This is a genomic window from Thioalbus denitrificans (assembly GCF_003337735.1).
Classification (GTDB): Bacteria; Pseudomonadota; Gammaproteobacteria; order DSM-26407; family DSM-26407; genus Thioalbus; species Thioalbus denitrificans.
Map to the genome: position 1 here is coordinate 462,119 of NZ_QPJY01000001.1, position 24,739 is coordinate 486,857.

At 69.5% G+C, this 24,739-nt stretch carries 24 protein-coding genes and 1 pseudogene; 7 read left to right on the forward strand and 18 right to left on the reverse strand.

Going from position 1 to position 24,739, the window contains the following annotated elements:
* Positions 1-68: 68 nt before the first annotated feature.
* The 3 genes from DFQ59_RS02155 to DFQ59_RS02165 form a co-directional block, all read right to left on the reverse strand.
* Positions 69-266, reverse strand: a complete 198-nt coding sequence (locus DFQ59_RS02155) for a hypothetical protein (protein WP_114278012.1) — start codon at positions 264-266, stop codon at positions 69-71.
* A 113-nt stretch (positions 267-379) separates the two neighbouring features.
* Positions 380-1,648, reverse strand: coding sequence for a 6-phosphofructokinase (locus DFQ59_RS02160; protein ID WP_114278013.1), 1,269 nt, complete (start codon positions 1,646-1,648; stop codon positions 380-382).
* A gap of 85 nt (positions 1,649-1,733) precedes the next feature.
* A complete protein-coding gene (locus DFQ59_RS02165; protein WP_114278014.1) occupies positions 1,734-2,072 on the reverse strand; it encodes a hypothetical protein in 339 nt (112 codons plus the stop codon).
* A 269-nt stretch (positions 2,073-2,341) separates the two neighbouring features.
* Here DFQ59_RS02165 and DFQ59_RS20595 point away from each other — a divergent pair.
* The 4 genes and pseudogenes from DFQ59_RS20595 to DFQ59_RS02185 form a co-directional block, all read left to right on the forward strand.
* A pseudogene (locus DFQ59_RS20595) lies at positions 2,342-2,974 on the forward strand (adenylate kinase); the annotation flags it as partial.
* Positions 2,975-4,244: 1,270 nt separating this feature from the next.
* Entirely contained in the window at positions 4,245-4,760 is a 516-nt protein-coding gene (locus DFQ59_RS02175; protein WP_114278016.1) for a hypothetical protein, read from the forward strand.
* 16 nt (positions 4,761-4,776) lie between these two features.
* Entirely contained in the window at positions 4,777-6,156 is a 1,380-nt protein-coding gene (mpl, locus tag DFQ59_RS02180; RefSeq protein ID WP_114278017.1) for a UDP-N-acetylmuramate:L-alanyl-gamma-D-glutamyl-meso-diaminopimelate ligase, read from the forward strand.
* Entirely contained in the window at positions 6,140-6,769 is a 630-nt protein-coding gene (locus DFQ59_RS02185; protein ID WP_114278018.1) for a flavin prenyltransferase UbiX, read from the forward strand. The genes mpl and DFQ59_RS02185 overlap by 17 nt, the downstream gene beginning before the upstream one ends.
* A 115-nt stretch (positions 6,770-6,884) precedes the next feature.
* Here the strand turns inward: DFQ59_RS02185 and DFQ59_RS02190 are convergent, their stop codons facing one another.
* Entirely contained in the window at positions 6,885-7,652 is a 768-nt protein-coding gene (locus tag DFQ59_RS02190) for a BPSS1780 family membrane protein (RefSeq protein WP_114278019.1), read from the reverse strand.
* A gap of 48 nt (positions 7,653-7,700) precedes the next feature.
* On the reverse strand, positions 7,701-9,719 hold the full coding sequence (locus DFQ59_RS02195) for a bifunctional DedA family/phosphatase PAP2 family protein (protein WP_147275150.1): 2,019 nt from the start codon (positions 9,717-9,719) through the stop codon (positions 7,701-7,703).
* A gap of 599 nt (positions 9,720-10,318) precedes the next feature.
* Here DFQ59_RS02195 and DFQ59_RS02200 point away from each other — a divergent pair.
* From DFQ59_RS02200 to DFQ59_RS02210, 3 genes are all read left to right on the forward strand, one after another.
* On the forward strand, positions 10,319-10,900 hold the full coding sequence (locus DFQ59_RS02200; RefSeq protein WP_114278021.1) for a beta-class carbonic anhydrase: 582 nt from the start codon (positions 10,319-10,321) through the stop codon (positions 10,898-10,900).
* Between the two features lie 23 nt (positions 10,901-10,923).
* Positions 10,924-11,424, forward strand: a complete 501-nt coding sequence (locus DFQ59_RS02205; protein WP_147275151.1) for a hypothetical protein — start codon at positions 10,924-10,926, stop codon at positions 11,422-11,424.
* A gap of 152 nt (positions 11,425-11,576) precedes the next feature.
* Positions 11,577-11,858, forward strand: coding sequence for a hypothetical protein (locus tag DFQ59_RS02210; protein WP_114278023.1), 282 nt, complete (start codon positions 11,577-11,579; stop codon positions 11,856-11,858).
* Between the two features lie 53 nt (positions 11,859-11,911).
* Here the strand turns inward: DFQ59_RS02210 and lipA are convergent, their stop codons facing one another.
* From lipA to DFQ59_RS02275, 13 genes are all read right to left on the reverse strand, one after another.
* Positions 11,912-12,868: a lipoyl synthase gene (gene lipA / locus DFQ59_RS02215; RefSeq protein ID WP_114278024.1), complete on the reverse strand. Its 957-nt coding sequence runs from the start codon at positions 12,866-12,868 to the stop codon at positions 11,912-11,914.
* A 132-nt stretch (positions 12,869-13,000) separates the two neighbouring features.
* Positions 13,001-13,639: a lipoyl(octanoyl) transferase LipB gene (lipB, locus tag DFQ59_RS02220; RefSeq protein WP_114278025.1), complete on the reverse strand. Its 639-nt coding sequence runs from the start codon at positions 13,637-13,639 to the stop codon at positions 13,001-13,003.
* Between the two features lie 299 nt (positions 13,640-13,938).
* Positions 13,939-14,208, reverse strand: a complete 270-nt coding sequence (locus DFQ59_RS02225; protein WP_114278026.1) for an HP0495 family protein — start codon at positions 14,206-14,208, stop codon at positions 13,939-13,941.
* Between the two features lie 21 nt (positions 14,209-14,229).
* Entirely contained in the window at positions 14,230-15,096 is an 867-nt protein-coding gene (locus DFQ59_RS02230) for a D-amino acid aminotransferase (protein WP_114278027.1), read from the reverse strand.
* Between the two features lie 138 nt (positions 15,097-15,234).
* Entirely contained in the window at positions 15,235-16,410 is a 1,176-nt protein-coding gene (locus tag DFQ59_RS02235; RefSeq protein WP_114278028.1) for a D-alanyl-D-alanine carboxypeptidase family protein, read from the reverse strand.
* Between the two features lie 150 nt (positions 16,411-16,560).
* Positions 16,561-17,454, reverse strand: coding sequence for a septal ring lytic transglycosylase RlpA family protein (locus tag DFQ59_RS02240; RefSeq protein ID WP_114278029.1), 894 nt, complete (start codon positions 17,452-17,454; stop codon positions 16,561-16,563).
* The gene (gene mltB, locus DFQ59_RS02245; protein ID WP_114278030.1) at positions 17,451-18,521 is read right to left on the reverse strand and encodes a lytic murein transglycosylase B; all 1,071 of its coding nucleotides are present in this window, start codon (positions 18,519-18,521) and stop codon (positions 17,451-17,453) included. Before mltB ends, DFQ59_RS02240 begins: the two co-directional genes overlap by 4 nt.
* Positions 18,522-18,714: 193 nt before the next feature.
* Positions 18,715-19,806 carry a rod shape-determining protein RodA gene (gene rodA, locus DFQ59_RS02250; RefSeq protein ID WP_211314779.1) on the reverse strand — a complete coding sequence of 364 codons (1,092 nt, stop codon included), beginning with the start codon at positions 19,804-19,806 and terminating at the stop codon, positions 18,715-18,717.
* A gap of 44 nt (positions 19,807-19,850) precedes the next feature.
* On the reverse strand, positions 19,851-21,698 hold the full coding sequence (mrdA, locus tag DFQ59_RS02255) for a penicillin-binding protein 2 (RefSeq protein ID WP_114278032.1): 1,848 nt from the start codon (positions 21,696-21,698) through the stop codon (positions 19,851-19,853).
* Between the two features lie 90 nt (positions 21,699-21,788).
* Positions 21,789-22,256, reverse strand: coding sequence for a 23S rRNA (pseudouridine(1915)-N(3))-methyltransferase RlmH (rlmH, locus tag DFQ59_RS02260; RefSeq protein ID WP_114278033.1), 468 nt, complete (start codon positions 22,254-22,256; stop codon positions 21,789-21,791).
* A 6-nt stretch (positions 22,257-22,262) separates the two neighbouring features.
* Positions 22,263-22,622 carry a ribosome silencing factor gene (gene rsfS / locus DFQ59_RS02265; RefSeq protein ID WP_114278034.1) on the reverse strand — a complete coding sequence of 120 codons (360 nt, stop codon included), beginning with the start codon at positions 22,620-22,622 and terminating at the stop codon, positions 22,263-22,265.
* Positions 22,623-22,667: 45 nt separating this feature from the next.
* The gene (nadD, locus tag DFQ59_RS02270; RefSeq protein WP_114278035.1) at positions 22,668-23,294 is read right to left on the reverse strand and encodes a nicotinate-nucleotide adenylyltransferase; all 627 of its coding nucleotides are present in this window, start codon (positions 23,292-23,294) and stop codon (positions 22,668-22,670) included.
* A 49-nt stretch (positions 23,295-23,343) separates the two neighbouring features.
* Positions 23,344-24,627, reverse strand: a complete 1,284-nt coding sequence (locus tag DFQ59_RS02275; RefSeq protein WP_114278472.1) for a glutamate-5-semialdehyde dehydrogenase — start codon at positions 24,625-24,627, stop codon at positions 23,344-23,346.
* Positions 24,628-24,739: the final 112 nt, after the last annotated feature.

Here is a 24,739-nt window from a genome sequence, read left to right on the forward strand (position 1 = left end):
CGGCTCGACCCCTTTTCCCTCTTGGCGCCTTTGCGTCCTCGCGTCTTCGTGTTCAGGTTTGAAACCAATCAGGGCGCCTTGAACCCGGTGCCGGGGCGGAAGCCGAAGGCCTCCTCCAGCCCCAGCTCGCGGATGAGGCCGTCCACGGCCGCCTGGCCGTGCTCGCGCTGCACCTCGGCGAGGATGAGGCGGGCGGCGTTGCGGTTGTAGCCGCTGCCGAAACCCACCTGGACACCGAGCAGCTCGCGCGCGCGTTCGAGCGTCATGGTCGTCTTCCTCCGGCCTGTGGAACGAGTGGTTGCCCCATCTTCCCAGAGCGCCGGGGCAAAAAGAAGGGGGGCCGCCGGCCCCCCTTCGGTACGGTGCGGGTCGCCCGCGCCTACTTCAGCTCGAAGGCGGTGTTGAGCTTCTTCGCCACCGGCTCGTTCTTCAGCTGCACGTAGTTCGGCAGGCCGCCCTTGGTGAAGGGAGGGAAGTCCTCGCCCTGGATGAGGGGCTCCAGGTAGGCGCGGCACTTCGGCGTGATGCCGAAGCCGTCGCGGCTGATGAAGCTCTTCGGCATCATCTTCTCCTTGTTGGCCACCTTCTTCAGGGGCGCATCCTCGATCTTCCAGCGGTAGGGCGAATCATTGGTGCGGATGATGGCGGGCATCACCGAGTTCTTGCCGGCCAGCGCCGCCTCCACCGCCGCCTTGCCCAGGGCGTAGGCCTGGTCCACGTCGGTCTTGGAGGCGATGTGGCGGGCGGCGCGCTGCAGGTAGTCGGCCACCGCCCAGTGGTACTTGAGGCCGAGATCCTCGCGGATCATGTTGGCCACCACCGGCGCCACGCCGCCCAGCTGGGAGTGGCCGAAGGCGTCCTTCAGGCCCTGGTCGGCGAGGAACTTGCCGTCGTCGCCCTTCACGCCCTCGGAGACCACCACCGAGACGTAGCCGTACTTCTTCACCTTGGCCGCCACCGTCGCCATGAACTTCTTGCGGTCGAAGGTGACCTCGGGGAAGAGGATGACGATGGGAAGGTCGATGTCGGCGTCGGAGGCCAGGCCGCCGGCCGCTGCGATCCAGCCGGCGTGACGGCCCATCACCTCGATGACGAAGACCTTGGTGGAGGTCTTGGCCATGGAGGCCACGTCGAAGCTCGCCTCGCGCACGGAGGTGGCGATGTACTTGGCCACCGAGCCGAAGCCGGGGCAGGTGTCGGTGATGGGCAGGTCGTTGTCCACGGTCTTGGGCACGTGGATGGCCTGGATCGGGTAGCCCATCTTCTCGGCCAGCTGGGAGACCTTCAGGCAGGTATCGGCGGAGTCGCCGCCGCCGTTGTAGAAGAAGTAGCCGATGTTGTGGGCCTCGAACACCTCGATGAGTCGCTCGTACTCGCGCCGGTTCTCCTCCAGGCTCTTGAGCTTGTAGCGGCAGGAGCCGAAGGCGCCGGAGGGGGTGTGGCGCAGGGCGGCGATGGCTTTCTTCGACTCCTTCGAGGTGTCGATGAGATCCTCGGTCAGCGCACCGATGATGCCGTTGCGCCCGGCGTAGACCTTGCCGATCTCCTTCTTGTGCTGCCGGGCCGTCTCGATGACGCCGCAGGCGGAAGCGTTGATGACGGCGGTCACGCCGCCGGACTGTGCATAGAAAGCGTTCTTCTTGGCCATGATGTTGAGAAACTCCCCCTCGGATGGGTAACGGATAATGTGTTATTGGTTGCCGCGGAATCTTGCCGACCCGTCGGTGGTTCCCCTAGCTCTGCCGGTTGCTGTACTGATCGGCCTGGGTCTGGAGCAGGGTGGTGACGCACTCGGAGATATCGCCGAACTCATCGACGCCGGTGCCGTACTGTTCGCGGACATTGTAGAAGAACTGCGCGCGATAGCGGCCCTCGCCGGTCTTGAAGATGGCGAATGTGGCGTCGTGGCCCTGCCAGACCACGGTGGGGCATTCGGTGAGCACGGGCTTGATGGGATCCAGGCGCAGCTCGGCATCGGCGAACTGCAGCTCCGGCTCCCGGCCGTAACGTTCCTTGAGCGTGGTACGGATGATCCACAGCTCGGTGTCGGTGAAATTCGGGATCGATGTCATGGTCGAAAGTGCCTTTTCCCGGCAGGGTGTGGACGTGTCTTGAATCGTGGCGCAGTACACTAACCCAAAAGCCAATCTATTTCATAAACTTCGTTGACTTGCCAGGCGGCCAACGGTAGCTTAGTCGTCGACAATATGCGTCTGCAATGCAAATTATATATGGGCCTATAACGACAGCATGAAACGGCCCGTCCATTAACGCCGACGCATGGGGGGGAGTTCTCCCGCCCAGACGCCAGTCAGAGGGTGTTCGGCTGCGGAGTCACCAAATGAGAATTGCATTGCTGGGGGCCCCTGGGTCCGGCAAGGATACCCAGGCGAAGCAGGTGGCGCAGAAACACGGTATCCCGGTCATCGTCACCGCGGAACTCGTGCGCGAGGTCATCGCCGCGGATACACCGCTTGGACAGCAGGCCAAGGCGGCGACCGAGACCGGCACCCTGCCGGACGATATCCTGTTCCCCATCATCCGGGAACGGCTCTCCCGCGACGACACCAACAACGGATTTCTCTTCAGCGGCTTTCCGCGCACCGCGGCCCAGGCCGAATCCCTGGACAACCTTCTCAACGAACTGGGCCAGCCGCTGCAGGCAGCCCTGCTGATCCAGGTCGATCCGGAGATGCTCATCGAGCGGCTGACCGGCCGCCGCACCTGCATCTCCTGCGGAGCGGCATTCAACATCTACACCTCCCCGTCCCGACTGGGCGATATCTGCGACAAGTGCGGAGGCAATCTCCGGCATCGCGCGGACGACAACGAGGAGACCATCACCAACCGGATTCGCGCCTTCGAGGCGCAGACCAAGCCCCTGGTGGAGTACTACCGGCAGCAGGGGCGCATACGGGTGGTCCAGGGCATGGGTGAAATCCGCGACATCGCCAAGGCTATCGACAAGGTCATCCGGAATCTCCCCGAGATTCCGGTGACCCCGGTGGTGGAGGAGGTGCCGGCGGAGAGCAAGAGCGAAGTGACCCTGACCGATCTGGCCAACAAGGTGGCGGAGGCGGCGAAGATGGCACGAGAGGACGATACTACGAAGACTGTGGGTGGTGAGGCGGCAGCGACAGCCGCGGCACCGAAGAGGAAGGCGGCCCCGAAGAAGGCCGCGCCGAAGAAGGCCGCCCCGAAGAAGGCGGCCCCGAAGAAGGCGGCCCCGAAGAAGGCGGCCCCGAAGAAGGCGGCCCCGAAGAAGGCGGCGCCGAAGAAGGCGGCCCCGAAGAAGGCGGCCCCGAAGAAGGCGGCGCCGAAGAAGGCCGCACCGAAGAAGGCCGCGCCGAAGAAGGCCGCGCCGAAGAAGGCCGCGCCGAAGAAGGCCGCGCCGAAGAAGGCCGCGCCGAAGAAGGCCGCCCCGAAGAAGGCCGCCCCGAAGAAGGCGGCCCCGAAGAAGGCGGCGCCGAAGAAGGCCGCGCCGAAGAAGGCGGCGCCGAAGAAGGCCGCGCCGAAGAAGGCCGCGCCGAAGAAGGCCGCGCCGAAGAAGGCCGCGCCGAAGAAGGCCGCGCCGAAGAAGGCGGCCACGAAGAAGGCGGCCACGAAGAAGGCGGCCCCGAAGAAGGCGGCCCCGAAGAAGGCGGCCCCGAAGAAGGCGGCCCCGAAGAAGGCGGCGCCGAAGAAGGCGGCGCCGAAGAAGGCCGCACCGAAGAAGGCGGCACCGAAGAAGGCCGCGCCGAAGAAGGCCGCGCCGAAGAAGGCCGCGCCGAAGAAGGCCGCGCCGAAGAGAGCGGCACCGAAGCGGCGCTGACCCCCGCCACGCCTGGCATCCCGTGCCCGACGCGGGATGCCGCTCCATTCCAGGCCGGCCCTTGCTCCTGTGGGAGCAAGGCCAACGGCCTCGTGCAGAAATCAACGGTCCGGATATCGGCGCCGTTCATTCCCGCCATGCATGGGGTATGATTCCAGCGAACGCGATGGACGTTGCGGCGGGCGGTTCGCCCCGCCAGCGCGCCGACGGCCGTTGATGGATCGCTTCCTGGTGGCAATGGGCCCGGCCGATGCCTGCCGCGGCGGGAACTCTGCAGCGTCCCGCTTGCCAAACGGACAGTCGGATGAGGGCCTGTAGCCGGATGTCGTCCCCGCACGAAGCGCACCCCGTTCCGTGACGAACCGGACGGGTGCGTGGGGAGGGTTCGGTCGGTTCTCACCGCCCGGTCCCGCCTCTCTATCCGAGGTTGTTCATGCTGCGACTGCTCTATACCTGTCTCGAGATCATGTGGTTCCGCCGTGGTCCCGAGGATATGCCCGGCGACCTGCGCTGGACCGTTGCCACGATGGCCGCCTACGCCGCGGTGGGCTATCCCCTGTCGGCCATCAGCCTCCCGCCCTTCACGGCGGTGCTCCAGGTGTTGGTGGATCTCCTGCTGCTGGTGGCCTTCGTGCAGATCGTCCTGCGCTGGCGGGGGCTGATCAATCGACTGCCGCAGACGCTCACCGCCCTGGCCGGGACCGGCATCCTGTTCACGATATTCGCCCTGCCGGCCATGGCCTCACTGGACACCATCGGGAAGAGCGGCGGTGACGCATCGATTCCGGCGCTCATCGTGATCGTGCTCATGTTCTGGAACCTGGCGGTCCTGGTGCATGTCATGCGGCGAACCCTCGAGGTGACGCCGGGTCGGGCGATGTGGTTGTCGCTGGCCTATTTCGTGGTGAGTTTCGTGGTGATGTCGGTCCTCTTCCCGCCGACTGCCTGATTGGCGGAGACTTCTCTTGCACGTACACATCCTGGGTATCTGCGGTACTTTCATGGGCGGCCTGGCGCGCCTGGCCCGTGAGCTTGGCCACACCGTGACCGGCTCGGATGCCGGGGTCTACCCGCCCATGAGCACCCAGCTGCGCGAAGCGGGCATCGCCATCCGCGAGGGCTACGCGGCCGCCAACCTCGACCCGGCGCCCGACTGCGTGGTGGTGGGCAACGCGCTTTCGCGCGGCAATCCGGAGGTGGAGGCGGTGCTCGATCGCGGCCTGCCCTACACCTCGGGGCCGCAGTGGCTGGCCGAACAGGTGCTCGCCGGGCGCTGGGTGCTGGCGGTGGCGGGCACTCACGGCAAGACCACCACCGCCAGCATGCTGGCCTGGATCCTGGAGTACGCGGGCATGGCGCCCGGGTTCCTGATCGGCGGCGTGCCCGCGAATTTCGGGGTCACCGCGCGCCTGGGTGAGACGCCGTTCTTCGTGGTGGAGGCCGATGAGTACGACAGCGCCTTTTTCGACAAGCGCTCCAAGTTCGTCCACTACCGGCCGCGTACCGCGGTGCTCAACAACCTGGAATTCGATCACGCCGATATCTTTCCCGACCTGGCTGCCATCCAACGCCAGTTCCACCACCTGGTGCGGACGGTTCCCGGCAGCGGGCTCATCATCGCGCCCAACGACGAGCCGGCCCTGGACGAGGTGCTGGCGCAGGGCTGCTGGAGCCCGGTGGAGTTGCTCGGCGGCCCCGGCGCCTTGTGGCGGGCGGAGGGTGGTGCGGCTGACGGCAGCGCCTTCGACGTGATGTGCGGCACCGAGCGGGTGGGCCGGGTGGAGTGGGGCATGCTGGGGCGGCACAACGTCCGCAACGCCCTCGCCGCCATCGCGGCGGCCCGCCACGCGGGGGTCCCGGCGCACCATGCCGTGGCGGCTCTCGGGGAGTTCCGGGGCGTGGCCCGGCGCATGCAGGTGCGCGGCGAGGCGGGCGGCGTGACCGTGTACGACGATTTCGCCCACCACCCCACGGCCATCGCCACCACCCTGGAGGGGCTGCGCCGGCGCGTGGACGGGGCCCGTATCCTGGCGGTGCTCGAGCCGCGCTCCAATACCATGCGCATGGGCGTGCACCGGGAGCGGCTGGCGCCCGCGCTGGCCGCGGCCGACCGGGTCTACCTGTTCCAGCCGCCCGGGCTGGGCTGGGATATCGAGACCGTGGCCGGGGCGCTGGGAGGCCGTGCGGCCGTCTATGCCGAGCTGCAGGGCCTGGTCGACGCGGTGCTGGCCGAGGCCCGCAGCGGAGACCACGTGCTGGTGATGAGCAACGGCGCCTTCGGCGGTATCCATGAGCGGCTGCTGGCGGCCCTGGCGGAGGGAGGTGGCGATGACCCGGCCCACTGAGCCGCGCCACGCGGTGGCCCTGGCCATGACCGGGGCCTCTGGCGCGCCCTACGGATTGCGGCTGCTGGAGTGCCTGATCCGGGCCGGGCGCCCGGTCTACCTGATGGTTTCCGCCCCGGCGCAGGTGGTGCTGGCCACGGAAACCGATCTGCAGGTCCCGGGGCGGCCCGAGGCGATGGAGGCGTTCCTGGCGGAGCGCTACGCCGCCGCGCCCGGGCAGCTGCGGGTGTTCGGCCGCGAGCAGTGGACCGCACCGGTGGCCAGCGGTTCGGCCGGGGTGCCGGCGATGGTCGTGTGTCCCTGCTCCACCGGGACGCTCTCCGCCATCGCCACGGGCGCCAGCAACAACCTCATCGAGCGGGCCGCCGACGTGATGCTCAAGGAAGGCCGGCGACTCATCCTCGTCCCGCGCGAAACTCCGCTGTCGGCCATCCACCTGGAGCACATGCTCAAGCTCGCCCGCCTGGGCGTGACCATCCTTCCGGCCAGTCCCGGCTTCTACCACCATCCGCAGCGGGTGGAGGACCTGGTGGATTTCGTCGTGGCCCGGATCCTCGACCAGCTCGGCATCGAGCAGGCCCTGGCGCCACGCTGGGGCTACGGCAGCGAATAGCCACCCGCTTCACCCCCAGGGCGCCAGGACCTGAAAAGGGCCCGGACGCCCTCCGTTTGCGGTGCCGGCCTGTCCCTCTCCGATGTCCGGGGGGGCGGCCATGCAGTGCCGGGGCTTATCCCTGCGGCGGGGGCGGCGGGACCCGGGGCGCCGTCTCCGGTGCCGCCGGCCGGCCCGGGAACACCTCGCGATAGCTCTGGTAGACCGCGCCCACACCCACCGGGATCAGCACCAAGAAGCCCAGCGCCAGGGGAATGGCGGCCAGGAACGCCAGGACGATGAAGAGGATGCCGAACAGCAGCAGCGGCACGATGTTGCGCAGGCAGCCGCCGATGCTGGCCTTCATGGCGTCCACGGGCGCCATGCCCTCGAGCATCACCAGCGGCGTGGCGTAGAACAGCGCCATGGCCACCACCAGGTTGATGGCCAGGATGACCAGCAATCCCAGCAGGCCGAGACCGGACATGGCGCCCGCGGCCATGCCGGGACCACCCTCACCCATCATGTGGGTGCCGTACATGCCGCCGAACATCAGTCCGCCGCCCAGCAACAGCGCCAGCAGCGCGCCGGCCAGGGTGATGGCGCCGAGCACCAGCATCGGGCCGGTGCGCCCGGAGTCGCGGAATGCCTGGAACAGGTGGGCCACCTCCAGGGGCTCGCCCGCTTCCAGGCGGGCACAGCCGTAGAGCAGCCCGCCGAACAGCGCCGGGCCCAGCAGGGCGTTGATCAGCCCGCCGAGGAGGGGGATCAGGCCGAGCACCACGCTGATGGCCATGTAGATGACGACGAGCAGGATCCAGATGCCGGGATTGCGCATGAAGAACCGCCAGCCATTGCCGTACCAGCCCCAACCCCGTTCGGCGGAGACGTGTTCCGCTTCCATGTCAGTCCCTCCCTGCAGTGGTTACCTGTCTGTTTTTCGAAAGTTAAGTTACTCCGCGCCGCTCGGAGCGGTCAATGCGCTCTCGCGCAGCCGCAGCAGTGGCGGTTCATCCCCGCCGGGCGGTTGCGCCCAGAGCAGCTCGGTGTCCGCCAGTTCGCGCGCCAGGGCGGCGACCGGCATGGTGAAGTCGGCCTCGGTGCGCGCGACGGTGAACAGGGGCAGGGAACGGTCGGCGTACTGGGTGGCCACGTTGCCCACCCACAGGGGAACATCCCCCGGCTGCAGCACCACGTCGGCCGGCCACAGCCGCAGGACGCGCCGCCGATCGTGGTCCAGGTCCCGGAGCATCACCAGTTCCCCGTGGCGGTCGTCGTGCACCTGGGGCAGCACTGGCAGCTGTTCGATGGCGGGATCGGGAATCAGCCAGCGCAGCGGGGTGCCGATGCCGGTGTCCGGGGCGGCGTGCCAGCCGTGGGCCGCGAGGCGGCCGCGGATGGCCGTCAACCCGCCGGCCCACTGGAGCGTGAGGGGATGCTCCGGCCGCCCCTCGATGTCGATGCGGTAGCGGGGCAGCCCGGACAGGCGGCCAGCCCACCAGTCGGCCGCCGTGGCCGTGCGCACGGGATGCCGCGGTGCGTAGGTCCGCAGATCCCCGGCCAGGCTGCGCTCCACGTGCCAGAGGCCCGCCACCCCCAGGACCAGGATCGAGACCGTCACCAGCCCGGCCAGGGAGACCGCCGGCGCCGGATGGCGGCGGTAGGCGATGCCCAGCAGTGCGACCCAGGCCAGCCCCAGGGCCATCCCGCCGAGCACGTCGGAGAACCAGTGCACCCCCAGGTAGAGCCGGCTCAGGGCGATGGCGAGGGCCGACAGTCCGCCGGCCGCATAGGCGATCCAGCGCCGGGCGGGTGGCAGCTCGCGGGCCACCAGCACGGCCAGAAAGCCGAGGATCACCATGCTGGCCGTGGTGTGCCCGGAAGGGAAGGAGAAGCCGTCCACCGCCGCCGCGGCCGGCCGCGGCTCCTGCACCGCCCACTTCATCAGCGTTGGCACCACCGCGGCGAAGAGCCCCGCTCCGAGCCAGTGGCCGAGGGCCAGCCAGCGCCGCTGCAGTCCGAGCCAGGCCGCCACCCCGAGGAGCAGGGCGGTGAGCACCTCGGCGTCCCCCAGTTCGGTGATGACCACCAGCACCTGGTCGGCCCAGGGGGTGCGCAGCCCCTGGGCGAGGTGGTAGACACGGTCGTTGAGGGTGGCCAGTTCCACGCCGCCCGCCACCTCCGCCAGCACCCAGACGAAGACCCAGCCGGCCGCGACCAGGACCCCCGCGAACAGCAGCAGGGCCCGGCTCTCGGGATGGCGCGGATCCACCAGTGCCGCGGTGAGGTGGCCCAGGACCGGGTGGCGGTCGCTCCAGGCCAGTGCCCGGTCGATGATCCGCCCGGTGCGGGGCTGGAGATAGAGGAAGACGCGGCGCACCAGCCAGCCGGAGAGCCACAGCACCGCCACCGCCGTCACCAGCAGCACCGCCAGTCGCGTGGCCACCTCGGCGGCCAGATCCAGGGAGGCGCCGAAGATGACGCCGGGCAGCAGGTAGGCGGGCGCCCAGGCCAGCGCCGAGAGGATGTTGACCAGGAAGAAGCGCGACGCGGGCATGTCCAGCATTCCCGCCACCAGTGGTATCACCGGCCGGATGGGCCCCACGAACCGGCCCAGAAGTACGCTCTTGCCGCCATGGCGGCGGAAGAACGCCTCGCCGCGGGCGAGCAGTCCCGGCCGGCTGCGGAATGGCCATCTTTCCCGCAGCTGGCCGTGGTAGCGGCGTCCCAGCCAGTAGCTCAGGCCGTCGCCGGCCACCGCGCCGGTGAAGGCCCAGGCGAGCGTGGCGGCGAGATCCATCGCGCCGGTGGAGACCAGGGCGCCGATGCCGAACATCAGCACCACGCCCGGAACGAACAGCCCGACGATGGCCAGCGACTCGCCCATGGCGATGGCGAACACCGCCAGCCCCGCGAGCGTCGGGTGGGCGCTGAGCCAGTGGAGCAGAGGCTGGAGAAGGGCGCTATCCATGGGCACTGAGGAGTGTCGGGTGACCAAGGATCGCACACTCCGGAGGTTTTGTGATGATCGAATCCGGGCGGGGCGGCTTCACAATTTCCGACTATTGGGCTAGACATTCCAGTGTGGCGTTTCACGCCCGGAGGCACTTTCTGCGTACCACCGCCCGGTCAGGTGCAAGGCGCGGTTGCGCAGGAAGGCCCCTTTTCGGCCAAGCGCAACGCCGCGGAGGGCCGGCCAGCGGCCCGCCCGCAGGGAGCCTGCCGAAAACGCCATGACGGCGTTGCAGCGCTGGACAAGGGCCAGGGGCCATTGCCTGTGCGCCGCGCCTTGCCCTGACGTTTTCGGAGGCTCTGCAAGCATCTCCACGCGTGAACCACTACACTGGGTGGCGCACGGCCGTATCCGGGATACAGCCGGAGCACTGCAGGGATAGAGGCGGCCTGCCGCCAGGGAAGCCCGCCATGCTCCCCGTGACCGGATTCCGGAATGGCAACATCCGCCAGGCCCACCTATCTCGCAGCCACATCCCGGCCAGCCGCCGGGCGGGAGACAACCGAGGCGGTCCCCAGGCAGGACCGCACGCTACTTTAACGATGGAGGAATGAACCATGAGCCAGATTCTCAATGAAGTCATGACCGCCAATGCCGAGTACGTCTCCGACTTCGGCGCCAAGGCCGATCTGCCCATGCCGCCGGGCCGGCACTTCGCCATCCTCACCTGCATGGACGCCCGCCTCGACCCGGCCAAGTACGCCGGCCTGTCCGAGGGCGACGCCCACGTGATCCGCAACGCCGGCGGGCGCGCCAGCGATGACGCCATCCGCTCCCTGGTCATCTCCTACAAGCTGCTCGGCACCCGCGAGTGGTTCGTCATCCACCACACCGACTGCGGCATGGAGACCTTCACCGACGACATCATGCGCGGGCTGCTCGCCAGCAGCCTGAAGACCGCCAGCGTGGACGCCAGCGGCTGGCACGACTCCGGTGCAGGTCCCGGCTCCACCGAGGGCAACTACATCGACTGGCTCACCATCAGGGACAATCCCACCAGCGTGGTGGAGGACGTCACCCGGATCCGCAACCACCCCCTGGTGCCCTCCGACATCCCCATCTACGGCTACATCTACGACGTGAAGAGCGGCAGGCTGGTGGAGGTGCCGGAGGCCACGGCGGCGGGTCGGGCCCGCTGATGCTCAGGGCAGTGGGGCGGTCCATGAATCCGCGCAGAGGTGTGGCGTGCTGGGCGTTGATGCTGGCCCTGGCCGGTTGCGTCGACGACAGCGACTCGGGCAAAGGGGCCACCGCCGGCTCCGCGCCCGATCGGATCGATCTGTGCACGATCGTCACCCAGGCGGATGCCTCCGCGCTGTTCGGCAACCCGGCGCGCCCCCAGGCGGGGACGCCGGTGCTGGATCAGAACATGCTGGGCGAGTGCCTCTGGACCTGGGACAGCGGGAGTTCCAACCAGTTGCTGCAGGCCCGGGTCTGGAGCGGCGCGCGCTACTACAGGGCGCCGGCCGACGCCCGGTCTCTCGGTTTCGTCGACAGGGGTTTCATCCAGGTCCATCCCCTGGGGGGGGTTGATGTGGAGTGGGTCCAGACGGGCCGGACCGTCTCCCTGAGCTACAGCAGCGTGGGTCCCGACGTGCCCGGGGCGGCGAACCGCACCGAGGCGGTGGAGGCGCTGGCGCGGAAGCTCAAGGATCGGCTTTGATGAAAGCTCCCCGCCCGGGCTGGAGCCACCGGGCGGGGGGAGTCGATCCGTCGGCCCGATGACGAGGGCGGTGGCGGCCGGTTGCTGTCCTCCCCGGGTGACACGGCGTTAAACTGGGCTCCCACTGGGCAGACAGGCCGTCGATCAGCCGCGTGAAACCCGATACCCGCACCGCCATGGGCGACCTGATCCGCCAGGTTCGCGAGGCGATTCCCTTCGACACCCCCGCGGACATCCTGTGCACGGGGATCTGTCATGGCTGCTCGGTGAAGCTGCTGGAGTACCTGGACCTGGAGCTGACCGAATGGGAGTACCGGCTGGAGGAGGGCGCGCAGCCCACCCTCGGCGACCTGGACCGTCTCGCGAAGACCAGCCGGAAGGTCTACCGTGTGCTGCAGAAGAACGGCCTCGTCACGGAGCGGACCGGCTCCTGAGGCGACATCCCCCGCGCCTGGCCCCGTAATCCCTGCGGTCGTTCCGCACGGCCCTACTCCACCGTCTCCCCGGCCGCCTGCAGGTCGGCGTGGTAGGAGGAGCGCACCATCGGGCCGCTGGCCACGCGGCTGAAGCCCAGTGAGCGTGCCAGTTCGCCCAGCCCGTGGAATTCGTCGGGGGTGACGAAGCGGCGCACCGGCAGGTGGTGGCGGCTGGGCTGGAGATACTGGCCCAGGGTCAGCATCTCCACCCCGTGGGCGCGCAGGTCGCGCAGCACCGCCTCCACCTCGTTCAGCTCCTCGCCCAGGCCGAGCATCAGCCCGGACTTGGTGGGGATCTCCGGGAAGCGGGCCTTGAACCGCTGCAGCAACTCCAGCGACCAGTGGTAGTCGGCGCCGGGCCGGGCCTCGCGGTAGAGGCGCGGGACGGTTTCCAGGTTGTGGTTGAAGACATCGGGCGGGAACCGGCCCAGCGCCTCCAGCGCCACCTCCATGCGGCCGCGGAAATCCGGAACGAGGGTCTCCACCCGGATGCCCGGGCTCCGGTCCCGCACCGCCTGCACGCAGGCGGCGATGTGGGCCGCGCCCCCGTCCGCCAGGTCGTCCCGGTCCACGGAGGTGATGACCACGTAGGAGAGGCCCATGGCGGCCACGGTCCGGCCGAGGTTGCGGGGCTCCTCGGGGTCGAGGGCCTCGGGACGGCCGTGGGCCACGTCGCAGAAGGGGCAGCGGCGGGTGCAGATGTCGCCCATGATCATGAACGTGGCGGTGCCGTGACCGAAGCACTCGCCCAGGTTGGGGCAGGCCGCCTCCTCGCACACGGTATGGAGCTGGTTCTCCCGCAGGATCTTCTTCAGCTGCACGACCTTGGGGCTGCCGTGGTGCCGGGCGCGGATCCAGGCGGGCTTGCGCGGCGGCTGCTCGGTGGGCACCACCTTCACCGGGATGCGGGCGGTCTTCGCCGCACCGCGCTCGCGGGTGGGCTCGCGGGTCTTGTCGTCATCGGCCATGCGTGTCTCGCTTCTCGGCAGCCCTGCCCGTGCTCCCGGCAGCGGGGACAGCGACAGGGACAACGGGATATTTCCGGTCGGTCAGGATGTTTTGAGCATCGGGGCGGCACAGGGTTCAGTGCCAGTTGCCAGTCACTCCATGGCCACCTCGTCCGCCTCCAGCACCCGGGCCAGGTGGGCGGCGAGCTCGTCCGCCACCCGCTCCGGCTCCGCGGGGCCGCCCAGAGCGCTGAGCTGGGTCACCTCCAGGCCCGGGTAGCCGCAGGGGTTGATGCGGCCGAAGGGCTCGAGATCCATGGCCACGTTGAGGCTGAGGCCGTGGTAGCTGCGGCCGTGGCGGATCCGCAGGCCGAGGGCGGCGATCTTGGCCGGGCCCACGTAGACGCCGGGGGCGTCGCGGCGGCCATGGGCCTCGATGCCGTGCGCCGCCAGCAGGCCGATGACCGCCTGCTCCAGCCGTTCCACCAGCTCCCGCACGCCGAGCCCGCGCCGCTTCAGGTCCAGCAGCAGGTAGGCCATCACCTGCCCCGGCCCGTGGTAGGTCACCTGTCCCCCGCGATCCACCCGGATGACCGGGATGGCGCCCGGATCCAGCAGATGCTCGGGCTTGCCCGCCTGGCCGAGGGTGAAGACCGGCGGGTGCTCGGTCAGCCACAGCTCGTCGGGCGTCTCCGGCCCGCGCCCGTCGGTGAAGGCCCGCATCGCCTCCCACGTGGGCCGGTACCCGGTCCGCCCCAGCCGCCGGACGCGGAGCCCGTTCTTCGTGCTCATGGATGACTATTTATCACGTACTGTCTGAGAAATGGGAATTTTCTGGATTCACAGGAAGCAAAAAGATCTGTTTAACCGCAGATTACGCAGATTACACAGATGTATTTCCCGGGTTTTCCGGGTCCGCGGTTCTTGAGGCCGGGTTCGATATGGCGTCGATGGGTGCCGCCAGGGTGACAGGTCGGGAAAACTGGCACCGGTTCACCCCGGAGCAGCCGATGGTTGAAAACAAATCCGCGTAATCTGCGTAATCTGTGGATAAAACTTGTCCTGTAAATCCTGTCTATTAAAAAAGTTTCTCAGAGCACCATCAGCACCCGCTCGTGGCCGCTGAGCTCCTGGTAGACGCGGTCGAGCTGGGCGCGGCTGGTGGCGCGGATGGTCACGGTGACGGAGAGGTAGCGGCCGCCGCTGCTGGGGCGGGTCTGCACGCCGCCCTCGGCCAGGTCATCCACGTGGCGGCGGATGAGCTCCACCACCAGGGCGTCGAAGTCCTCGGCCGCCGCCCCCATCACCTTGATGGGGAAGTCGCAGGGAAACTCCAGCAGGGTCTCGGGGGTGTCGCCCATGGTCCTCCGCCTCGCGTGGTGTCAGGCGGCGCGCCCTTCGCGCAGGGCCGCCTTGTGGTCCTGGTAGAGGCCGATGACGTTGCGCCACACGGGGCCGGGGCTGCCGTCGCCCACGGGCTGACCGTCCAGCCGGGTGACCGGAACCACCTCCTTGGTGGAGCTGGTGACCCAGATCTCCCGGGCGCCGCGCAGCTCGGCCTCGGTGATGGCGGCCTCCCGGTGCGGCAGGCCGTGGCGGGCGCACAGCTCCAGCACCAGGTCCCGGGTAATCCCCGGCAGCAGCTGCGGGCCCAGGGGCGGGGTGACGATGACCCCCTCCAGCACCACGAACAGGTTGCTGGCGGAACCCTCGATGGCGTGCCCGTCGCGAATCAGGATGGCCTCCGCCGCGCCGCTGTCCACCGCCTGCTGGCGCAGCAGCACATTGGGCAGCAGGGTGATGGCCTTGATGTTGCAGTAGGACCAGCGGATGTCGTCCAGGGTGATGGCCGCAACGCCCTCTTCCAGGACCCGTGCCGGTACCGGCGGGATGGGGCTGGTCATGGCGAAGACGGTGGGGCGGACCTCGGCGGGGAAGGCGTGGTCGCGCTTGGGCGCCACGCCGCGGGTCACCTGCAGGTAGACCGAGATGTCGGTATCACCGTCGTTGCGGCGGATGAGCTCCTCCAGGATCCGCGCCCAGGCCTCCCGTTCCAGGGGCGGGCTCATGCGGATGCCCGCCAGGCTCTGCTCCAGGCGCGCCAGGTGCTGCTCCAGGCGCAGAAGACGCCCACCGTAGGCGGGCACCACCTCGTAGACGCCGTCGCCGAACAGGAACCCGCGATCGAGCACCGGCACGTGGGCCTGCTCCGCGGGGAGGAACTCGCCATTGAGATAAACGATGGACATGAATCGATGGTTAACCTGCGCTGCCTGAAGTCATGACGTGACGGGCCGGGATGGAACCGGCCCGACGGTTCGGCGGGCTCCGGGGCGGGTGCCGCCCGGGCCTGCCCTCAATCACCAATCAGCGGGAAACCCCGCCATTCAGCTCCACAAGCGGTAGAAAAGCAGGGTCACCCAGTCCACGAACCGGCGCCAGATGCCACCCTCCTCCACATCCGCCAGGGCCACCAGCGGCGCTTCGGCCACGGGCTGGCCGTTGAGGGAGACGTTCACGGTGCCGTAGCGGGTGCCGCGGGTCACGGGCGCCTCCACATGGTTGTCGATGGTGAGGCTGGCCTGGAGGCTGTCGTACTGGCCGCGGGGAATGGTGACGAACAGATCCCGCTCCAGTCCGACGGGCAGGGTGTCCTGGGCGCCCATCCACAGGCGGTGGTCGGCCAGCGACTGGCCCGCCTGGTAGAGGCGGTGGGTCTCGAAGAAGCGGAAACCGTAGGTGAGCAGGCTCTGGCTCTCGCGGGCGCGGGCCTTCTCGCTGTCGGTGCCCAGGACCACGCTCACCAGGCGCATGCCCTCCTTGAGCGCCGAGGCGGCCAGGCAGTAGCCGGCACTGGAGGTGTGGCCGGTCTTGATGCCGTCCACGGTCTTGTCCCACCACAGCAGGGTGTTGCGGTTGTGCTGGGTGATGTCGTTGTAGGTGAAGTCGCGCTCGGAGTACCAATTGTAGTGGTCCGGGAAGTCGCGGATGAGAGCGATGCTGAGGGTGGCCAGGTCCCGGGCGGTGGTGTAGTGCTCGGGATCGGGCAGGCCGGTGCTGTTGACGAAGTGGGTGTGGCTCATGCCGAGGCGCCGGGCCTGGGCATTCATCATCTCGGCGAAGGCCTCCTCGCTGCCGGCGATGTGCTCGGCGAGCGCGATGCAGGCGTCGTTGCCCGACTGGATGATCACCCCGCGCAGCAGATCCTCCACCGAGACGCTGGTGTTCACCTCCACGAACATGCGCGAGCCTTCGGCGCGCCACGCCTTCTCGCTGATGCGCACCATGTCGGTGAGCTTGAGGTGGCTGTTGCGCAGCTCGTTGGAGACCACGTAGGCGGTCATCATCTTGGTGAGGCTGGCCGGCTCCACCCGCTCGTCGGCGCTGGATTCGGCGATGACCCGCCCGCTGTCGTAGTCCTGCAGGATATAGGCCTTGGCGGCGATGCTCGGCGCCGAGGGGATGGGCGTGGCGGCCCACAACGGCTGCGCCAGGAGCACCAGCAGGGTGGCGGCCAGCCAGCGGTACCGGGCGGAAAGCAGGGCGTGGGCAATCCAGTGCATCGCGACCCTCTCAGCAGTGGTTGGGTTGACAGGAATCATCCAGAGGCGCGGAAGCGCCCGGAAACGGGCGTTTTCGCGCAGGAGGCCGTTTCCACGGCCATCGGTCAGGTCGGGTATTCTACTCCCTGACGGCGGAGTTGTGCCAACCGCCTACTCCACCACCACGTGGGGCGACTCGAGGCCCAGCGCCGCGACCCGGGCGCTGAGCCGGTCCACGTCCGCCACCGAGCCGAGCGGCCCGATGCGGACCCGGTAGAGGGTGCGCGCACCGCTCTGGGCGGGGTGGATGCGGATGTCGGTGCCGAGCCGGTCGGCCAGCCGCCGGGCCAGGCTGTTGGCGTTGCCGCGATCGGCGAAGGCGCCCACCTGCAGGTACACCTGCGGATCGCCGGCCGCCGCGGGCGCGGCCCGGGCCGCCGGGATGAATCCGGCGCCCGGGGGCTCCGCTGGCGGCGGCGGGGCGGGATCGTTGCGGGCCACGCGCGTGACCGGCGTCTCCCCGTCCGGATTCAGCACCCGCACCTCCACCAGGCCGGTACCCTCGGCGATGATGTCCAGCTTCTTCGCCGCCACGTAGGAGAGGTCGATGATGCGGTTGTCCACGAACGGCCCGCGGTCGTTGATGCGCACCACCACCGAGCGGCCGTTGCGCAGGTTGGTCACCCGGGCATAGGTGGGCAGCGGCAGGGTCTTGTGCGCCGCGGTCATGGTGTACATGTCGTAGGGTTCGCGGGTGGAGGTGAGGCGGCCGTGGAACTTGCTGCCGTACCAGGAGGCGATGCCCCGCTCCACGTAGCCGGCATCGGTGTCCATGACGCGGTAGCGGCGGCCGTCGACCACGTAGCTGTCGGGATTGCCGTAGCGGCTGCGCGGCTCGGCGCGGGGCACCGCGTCGGGAATGGCGCTGATGTCCACGTCGCTGCGGGGCGGTCCGTCGGACAGCGGCCCCCGCGGGGCGCCGGGACCGGCGCAGGCGCCGAGGAGAACGGGCAGCAGCAACAGTGCGATGCGGGCGTACAGGGCCGGCTGGAGGCGGGGTCTCATCGCGGGGTCTCCCCCCTGGCGCGGGCTTCCCGCAGCGCCTCGCTCAGCTGGTAGACGGCCATGGCGTAGAGCGGGCTGCGGTTGTAGCGGGTGATGACGTAGAAATTGGTGAGCCCCACCCAGTACTCAGGGCCGTTCTCCTGCTCCAGGGTGATGAGGGTGGCCGGCGCCGCGCCGGGGAGGGCGGTGGCGGGCTCGACCCCGGCGGCACGCAGATCCGCCACCGTGTGGGTGGGTTTCAGCCGCTCGCCCGCCAGCGCCGGCGCGGGCTCGCCGCTGACCTGCGCCGGTACCGCCACGGCCTCGCCGGTGCGCCAGCCGTGCTCGCGGAAGTAGTTGGCCACGCTGCCGATGGCATCGGCGTTGCTGCCGAGCAGGTCGCGGCGGCCGTCGCCGTCGAAGTCAACGGCGTAGTGGCGGTAGCTGCTGGAGATGAACTGGCCCTTGCCCATGGCACCGGCGTAGGAACCGGTGACGCTCTGGGGGTCGAGCCCCTCCTCGCGCGCCAGCAGCAGGAACTCGCCCAGCTCGCTGCGGAAGAAGGCGGCACGGGGCGGGTAGTGGAAGCCGAGGGTCACCAGGGCGTCGAGCACCCGGTGGCGGCCGGTGATGCGGCCGTAGCTGGTCTCCACGCCGATGATGGCGGTGATGATCGCCGGCGGGACCCCGTACTGCGCCTCGGCGCGTTCGAGCAGCGCGGCGTTCGCGCTCCAGAACGCGACCCCGTCGCGGATGCGGTCGGCGGTGAGGAATATGGGCCGGTAGCGGTACCAGGGCTTGGCCTCGGCGGGCCGGGTCATGGCGGCGAGGATGTCCTCGCGCACGTCGGCGCTGTCGATGAGCGCGGCGACTTCGTCGCGGTCGAAGCCGTGGGCCCGGGCGAGCTCGTCCACGAACACGGCGATCTGGGCCCGGACCTCCTCGGCGGGCACCTCCGGCACCGGGGGGCGCTCCGGGGCGGCGGCCGCGGGCGCCTTCTCCGCGCTGCCGGTGCCGGCGCAGGCGCCGATGAGGGAGGAGAGCAGCACGGCGGCGGTCAGGGAGAGTCGGCGATGGGCGCCCGGCATGGTATCAGGCTCCTGGAAGGCTGAATCGGAGCCGGTCCCGGCGGAATCCGGGTTGCCGGCTGTTTACAGGAGGATAAATCAACGCCAATCTGAAGCCAAGACAATCAGTTATCAGTGAACGCTGATGAATGGCTTGAGATTGATGCCGCGGCCGGCGCCCCCGGCGCTGTCCCAATGGCCGCACCGGGCCGCCTCAGCCGGCCAGGAGCTTGCGGTGGGTATGGATGGACATGAGGATGCCGAATCCGGCCATCAGGGTCACCAGCGACGTGCCGCCGTAGCTGATGAGCGGCAGCGGCACACCCACCACGGGCAGCAGCCCGATGACCATGCCCATGTTGACGAACAGATAGACGAAGAAGGTCAGGACCAGGCTGCCGCCCACCAGGCGCCCGAAGCTGTCCTGGGCCTGGAGGGCTATCCACAGCCCGCGGTAGACCACGTAGAGAAACACCGCCAGCAGGAGCAGCGCGCCCAGCATCCCGAACTCCTCGCCGTAGACGGCGAAGATGAAGTCGGTGGAGCGCTCGGGCAGGAAATCCAGGTGGGACTGGGTGCCGTTGAGCCAGCCCTTGCCGTACAGGCCGCCGGAGCCCACCGCGATCTTCGACTGGATGATGTGGTAGCCGGTACCCAGCGGGTCGCGCTCCGGGTCCAGCAGGGTCAGCACCCGCTGGCGCTGGTAGTCGTGCATGAACATCCACAGCACCGGCGCCAGGGCCGCGGCCAGCAGGGCGAAGCCGCCCACCAGGCGCCAGCGCAGGCCCGCCAGGAGCACGACGAACACCCCGGAGCTGGCCACCAGGAGGGCGGTGCCGAGATCCGGCTGGCGGGCGATGAGCGCCACCGGCAGGGCGATGGCCACGCCGGCCTGGACCAGGGAGCGCCAGTCCGGCGGCAGGGTGTGATTGCTGAGCAGGCGCGCCACCATCAGCGGCAGGGCGATCTTCATTATCTCCGAGGGCTGGAACCGGAACAGGCCCAGATCGAGCCAGCGCTGGGCGCCCTTGCCCACGTCGCCCGCCACCTCCACCAGCACCAGCAGCAGCAGCCCGAGCCCGTAGAGCCATGGTGTCCAGTGGCGGTACTGGTGCGGCGGCACCTGGGCCAGGGCGAACATCACCCCCAGGGCCAGCCCGAGGCGCAGGCCCTGGCGCACCAGCAGGCCGGAGTCCTGGCCGCCGGCGCTGTAGAGCACCACGAGACTGATGCCGGCCAGCAGGATGAGCCCCCCGAGCAGCGGCAGGTCCAGGTGCAGCCGCTCGCTGAGGGTGCGCCGGTGCATGGAGCTGCTGGCGCTGCCGAGATGGCGTACGGACTGCGACTCGATCATTGCGGCAGGCTCTCCATGTAGTAGTCCATGACCGCCCGGGCCAGGGGCGCGGCGACGGAGCCGCCGTGACCGCCATTCTCCACGACGACCGCCACGGCGATGCGCGGGTCCGCCACCGGGGCGAACCCCACGAACAGGGCGTGGTCGCGCAGGCGCAGGGCCACCTCCTCCTCCACGTATTTCTCGTCCTGCTTGATGCCGAATACCTGGGCGGTGCCGGTCTTGCCGGCGATGGGGTAGGGGGCGCCGTCGCCGATGCGCCGGGCGGTGCCGCGGTCACTGTGGACCACCGCCTCCATGGCGGCGATGACCATCTCCCAGTTGGCGGGGTTGTGCAGGGCCAGCGGCGGATGGGGGCGGGGCGGCTGCAGATGGGTCTCCCCGTCCGGGTCCTGGATGGCGTGCACCAGCCGCGGCGTCATGCCGCGGCCGCGGCTGGCCAGGGTGGCGGTGGCGTTGGCCAGCTGCAGGGGGGTGGTGAGCATGAAGCCCTGGCCGATGGCGGTGATCAGCGTCTCCCCCGGGTACCAGGGCTGGCCGCGGGCGCCCCGTTTCCAGGTGCGCGAGGGCAGCAGCCCCGGCAGCTCCTCGTCCATGTCGATGCCGGTCTCCTGGCCGAGACTGAAACCGCTCAGGAATTCGTGCATGCGGTCGATGCCCAGCTTGAAGCCGAGATCGTAGAAATAGGTGTCGCAGGACTCCACGATGGCCTTGCGCATGTTGGTCAGGCCGTGGCCCCAGCGCTTCCAGTCGCGGTACTTGTGGCTGTCGCCCTTGAGCTGGTACCAGCCGGGATCGAAGATGGAGAACTCCGGAGTGGTCACGCCGTACTCCAGGCCGGTCAGGGCGATGAATGGCTTGATGGTGGAGCCGGGGGGGTACTGGCCGCGCACGGAGCGGTTGAACAGGGGCTGGTCGGGGGATTCCTGCAGGGCCTTGTAGGTCTCCGGGTCGATGCCGTTGACGAACAGGTTGGTGTCGTAGGAGGGGGTGCTCACCAGCGCCAGGACCGCCCCGGTGCGCACGTCCAGGGCCACGATGGCGCCGCGGTTCCCGCCCAGGGCCTCGGTGGCCACCTGCTGCAGACCGCTGTCGAGGCTCAGGTAGAGGTTGCTGCCGGGGACCGGCGGGGTGCGCTCCAGCACCCGCAGCACCCGGCCGCGGGCATTGGTCTCCACCTGCTGATAGCCCACGGTGCCGTGGAGCAGCGCCTCGTAGTGCTTCTCCACGCCCACCTTGCCGATGTGCTGGGTGGCGGCGTAGTTGGAGGGATCGATGCGCTGCAGCTCGCGTTCGTTGATGCGCCCCACGAACCCGAGCGCATGGGCGGTGAGTGCCCCCAGCGGATAGTGGCGGGTGAGGCGGGCCTCGATCTCCACGCCGGGAAAGAGGTGGCGGTTGGCGGCGAAGCGCGCCACCTCCTCCTCGCTCAGGCGCACCCGCAGCGGCACGCCCTCGAACCGGCGCTTCTGGTGGAGGCCGCGCTCGAAGCGGGCCAGGTCGGACTCCTCGATGGGGATCAGCTCCGCCAGCCGCTCGAGGGTGCCCTCCAGGTCCTCCATCCGCTCGGGGACGATTTCCAGGCTGAAGGTGGGCCGGTTCTCCGCCAGCAGCACGCCGTTGCGATCGTAGATGAGGCCGCGGGTGGGGCCGATGGGCTCGATGTTGACCCGGTTGTTGTGGGAGAGGGTGGTGTAGGTTTCGTGCTCCACCACCTGCAGGTAGAACAGCCGCACGATGAGCACCACCGTCAGCAGGGCGACCACGATTCCCGCGGCCACGGTGCGGTTCAGGAACAGGCGGTTCTCGCGGATGTGGTCCCGGAGTGCGGACTTGGGGGCCATGGTCTCTGGTGTCGGTCTACGGGGCGGTCGTGTACCGCGCCACTCTCAGGTCTGTCGCCGGGCCTCCGGGAGGCGTGGCGCGCAGGGATTTCATCGATGATAGGGGTGGCCGGCCAGCAGACTCCAGGCCCGGTAGATCTGCTCGGCCAGCACCACCCGCACCAGCGGATGGGGCAGGGTCAGCGGCGAGAGGGACCAGCGCTCCCCGGCGGCTGCCAGGCAGGCCGGGGCCAGCCCCTCGGGGCCGCCCACCAGCAGCGCCAGGTCGCGGCCCCCGGCCAGCCAGCCGCGGAGCTGCTCCGCGAGCTGTTCGGTGCTCCAGCCGCGCCCGCCCACGTCCAGGGCGATGACCCGGGCGCCCCTGGGGACGGCGGCGAGCATCTGCTCGCCTTCCTTCTCCGTCAGCCGCCGCAGGTCGGTGCCCTTGGTGCGTCGGCCGGCCCCTATCTCGGTCAGGCTCAGGACGCATTCCGCCGGCAGCCGCCGGGCGTACTCCGTGTAGCCGGCCTCCACCCAGGCGGGCATCCGTCTGCCCACGGCGATGAGGTGGATGCGCACGGCGGATCAGTCGCCCTGGCCGCGGGGCTCGTGGCTCTGCGCGGCGGGTTGCTCCCAGAGCTTCTCGAGCTGGTAGAAGTCGCGGATTCGCGGCAGCATCACGTGCACCACCACGTCGCCGAGATCCACCAGCGCCCACTCGCCCGAGTCCAGTCCCTCGGCGCCGAGGGGCTGGATGCCGTGTTCCTTGGCCCGCGCCACCACGTTGTCGGCCAGGGACTTCACGTGGCGATCCACGTTGCCGCTGGCGATGATCATCAGGTCGGTGATGCTGGTGATGTTGCGTACGTCGAGCACGCGGATATCCTCGCCCTTGAGCTCTTCCAGGGCCTCGACCACCAGCTGTTCCAGCGCTTCAGTCTCCATGGGATCGTTTCTGTTTCCTCTCGTGGCGCCTCTACGGAGCCGGTTTCAGCGATAACAGCCGTGCGCCTCGATCAGCGCCAGCACTGAATCCGGGAGCAGGAAGCGCGGACTCCGGTCCGCGGCCACCTGGGCCCGGATGGCCGTGGCGGAGATGTCCAGCCGGGTGACCGTGCACGGCAGGATGCCGCCGGCCTGGCGGCCGGCCAGGTCCGCCATCTCCCCGACCCGGCGTTCGCGGAGCAGTTCCGCCAGCGGACCCGCCCGCGGCGGCTCCCAGCCGGGTCGTTCAACCACCAGCAGGTGGGCCCGCTCCAGCAGTTCCTCCCAGCGGTGCCAGGCGGGCAGGCCCAGGAAGGCGTCCACCCCCAGGATCAGCCCGAGGGGCGTGCGCGGCCGCTCCCGCTGCAGGTCGGCAAGGGTGTCCACCGTGTAGGAGGGCCCGTCGCGCCGCAGCTCACGGTCATCGGCCACCAGCCGCGGCTCTCCGGCGCAGGCCGCCTGCACCATGGCCAGGCGCAGCTCCGCCGGGGCCGCGGGGTCCTCCCGGTGGGGGGGCACCCGGCAGGGAATGAGCCGGACCTCCTCCAGGCCCAGCAGCTGCCGGAGTTCCAGCGCCGTGCGCAGGTGGCCGTAGTGGATGGGGTCGAAGGTGCCGCCGAGAATGCCGATCATCACGTGTCGGCGGCGCCGGGAGGGTGCGGAGGTCCCGGCGCCGCTCCGGTCACTCCCGGATATGGCCGTCGCCGACGACGATGTACTTCCGGGAGGTGAGGCCCTCGAGCCCCACCGGCCCACGGGCGTGGATCTTGTCGGTGGAGATGCCGATCTCCGCGCCCAGGCCGTACTCGAAACCATCGGCGAAGCGGGTGGAGGCGTTGACCATCACCGAGCTGGAGTCCACCTCGGTGAGAAAGCGCCGCGCCCGGCCGATGTCCTCGGTGACGATGGACTCGGTGTGCCCGGAGCTGTGGCGGTGGATGTGCTCGATGGCCTCCTCCAGCCCCGGCACGACGCGGATGGAGAGGATCGGCGCCAGGTACTCCGTGTCCCAGTCCTCCGCGGTGGCCTCCACGGCCTGCGCCAGGATGGCGCGGGTGGCGGGACAGCCGCGCAGCTCCACGCCCTTTTCGCCGTACAGTCGTCCCAGTTCGGGCAGCACCTGCGCGGCCACGCCCTCGGCCACCAGCAGGGTCTCCATGGCGTTGCAGACCCCGTAGCGGTGGGTCTTGGCGTTGAAGGCGATGCGCACGGCCTTGTCCCGATCGGCGCGGTCGTCGATGTAGACGTGGCAGATGCCGTTCAGGTGCTTGATGACCGGCACCCGGGCCTCGGCGCTGATGCGCTCGATGAGCCCCTTGCCGCCCCGCGGGACGATCACGTCCACGTACTCGGGCATGGTGATGAGCAGGCCCACAGCGGCGCGGTCGGTGGTTTCCATCACCTGGACGGCGTGGCGCGGCAGGCCGGCGGCCTCCAGCCCGGCATGGATGCAGGCGGCGATGGCGCGGTTGGAGTGGAACGCCTCCGAGCCGCCGCGCAGGATGGCCGCGTTGCCGGACTTGAGGCACAGGGCGGCGGCGTCCGCGGTCACGTTGGGGCGGGACTCGTAGATGATGCCGATGACCCCCAGCGGCACCCGCATGCGCCCCACCTGGATGCCCGAGGGGCGGTAGTTCATGTCGGTGATCTCGCCCACCGGGTCGGGGAGGGCGGCGATCTGGCGCAGTCCCTCGGCCATGCCGGTGATGCCGGCGGTGTTGAGGGTGAGGCGGTCGAGCAGCGCGGCATCGAGACCGGCGGCGCGGCCCTGCTCCAGGTCGCGGGCGTTGGCCGCCAGCAGCGCCGCCTCGTTCGCCAGCAACTGCGCGGCGATGGCCAGCAGGGCGGCGTCCTTGACGCGGGTCCCCGCGCGGGCCATGGCCCGGGAGGCCTCGCGGGCCTGGCGGCCCACATCGCTCATGTAGGCGCGCACGTCCAGCTGGGCGGTTTCGGCGGGTACGGTCATGATCTTGGCCATTCGGTCGTCTGGTTCGAAAGGAATATGGTAACCCCCCGTGGCGGGAGCGGAAAGGGGGGGCTCCCGTTACCAGTCGCCGGTTGCCAGTGGCCGGATATCA

What these genes read in the sequence shown, in the direction of transcription:
- DFQ59_RS02155 (WP_114278012.1), bottom strand. Translation starts at nt 266, where the DNA reads ATGACGCTCGAACGCGCGCGCGAGCTGCTCGGTGTCCAGGTGGGTTTC.
- DFQ59_RS02160 (WP_114278013.1), bottom strand. Translation starts at nt 1,648, where the DNA reads ATGGCCAAGAAGAACGCTTTCTATGCACAGTCCGGCGGCGTGACCGCC.
- DFQ59_RS02165 (WP_114278014.1), bottom strand. Translation starts at nt 2,072, where the DNA reads ATGACATCGATCCCGAATTTCACCGACACCGAGCTGTGGATCATCCGT.
- DFQ59_RS02175 (WP_114278016.1), top strand. Translation starts at nt 4,245, where the DNA reads ATGCTGCGACTGCTCTATACCTGTCTCGAGATCATGTGGTTCCGCCGT.
- DFQ59_RS02185 (WP_114278018.1), top strand. Translation starts at nt 6,140, where the DNA reads ATGACCCGGCCCACTGAGCCGCGCCACGCGGTGGCCCTGGCCATGACC.
- DFQ59_RS02190 (WP_114278019.1), bottom strand. Translation starts at nt 7,652, where the DNA reads ATGGAAGCGGAACACGTCTCCGCCGAACGGGGTTGGGGCTGGTACGGC.
- DFQ59_RS02195 (WP_147275150.1), bottom strand. Translation starts at nt 9,719, where the DNA reads ATGGATAGCGCCCTTCTCCAGCCTCTGCTCCACTGGCTCAGCGCCCAC.
- DFQ59_RS02200 (WP_114278021.1), top strand. Translation starts at nt 10,319, where the DNA reads ATGAGCCAGATTCTCAATGAAGTCATGACCGCCAATGCCGAGTACGTC.
- DFQ59_RS02205 (WP_147275151.1), top strand. Translation starts at nt 10,924, where the DNA reads ATGAATCCGCGCAGAGGTGTGGCGTGCTGGGCGTTGATGCTGGCCCTG.
- lipA (WP_114278024.1), bottom strand. Translation starts at nt 12,868, where the DNA reads ATGGCCGATGACGACAAGACCCGCGAGCCCACCCGCGAGCGCGGTGCG.
- lipB (WP_114278025.1), bottom strand. Translation starts at nt 13,639, where the DNA reads ATGAGCACGAAGAACGGGCTCCGCGTCCGGCGGCTGGGGCGGACCGGG.
- DFQ59_RS02225 (WP_114278026.1), bottom strand. Translation starts at nt 14,208, where the DNA reads ATGGGCGACACCCCCGAGACCCTGCTGGAGTTTCCCTGCGACTTCCCC.
- DFQ59_RS02230 (WP_114278027.1), bottom strand. Translation starts at nt 15,096, where the DNA reads ATGTCCATCGTTTATCTCAATGGCGAGTTCCTCCCCGCGGAGCAGGCC.
- DFQ59_RS02235 (WP_114278028.1), bottom strand. Translation starts at nt 16,410, where the DNA reads ATGCACTGGATTGCCCACGCCCTGCTTTCCGCCCGGTACCGCTGGCTG.
- DFQ59_RS02240 (WP_114278029.1), bottom strand. Translation starts at nt 17,454, where the DNA reads ATGAGACCCCGCCTCCAGCCGGCCCTGTACGCCCGCATCGCACTGTTG.
- mltB (WP_114278030.1), bottom strand. Translation starts at nt 18,521, where the DNA reads ATGCCGGGCGCCCATCGCCGACTCTCCCTGACCGCCGCCGTGCTGCTC.
- rodA (WP_211314779.1), bottom strand. Translation starts at nt 19,806, where the DNA reads ATGCACCGGCGCACCCTCAGCGAGCGGCTGCACCTGGACCTGCCGCTG.
- mrdA (WP_114278032.1), bottom strand. Translation starts at nt 21,698, where the DNA reads ATGGCCCCCAAGTCCGCACTCCGGGACCACATCCGCGAGAACCGCCTG.
- rsfS (WP_114278034.1), bottom strand. Translation starts at nt 22,622, where the DNA reads ATGGAGACTGAAGCGCTGGAACAGCTGGTGGTCGAGGCCCTGGAAGAG.
- nadD (WP_114278035.1), bottom strand. Translation starts at nt 23,294, where the DNA reads ATGATCGGCATTCTCGGCGGCACCTTCGACCCCATCCACTACGGCCAC.
- DFQ59_RS02275 (WP_114278472.1), bottom strand. Translation starts at nt 24,627, where the DNA reads ATGACCGTACCCGCCGAAACCGCCCAGCTGGACGTGCGCGCCTACATG.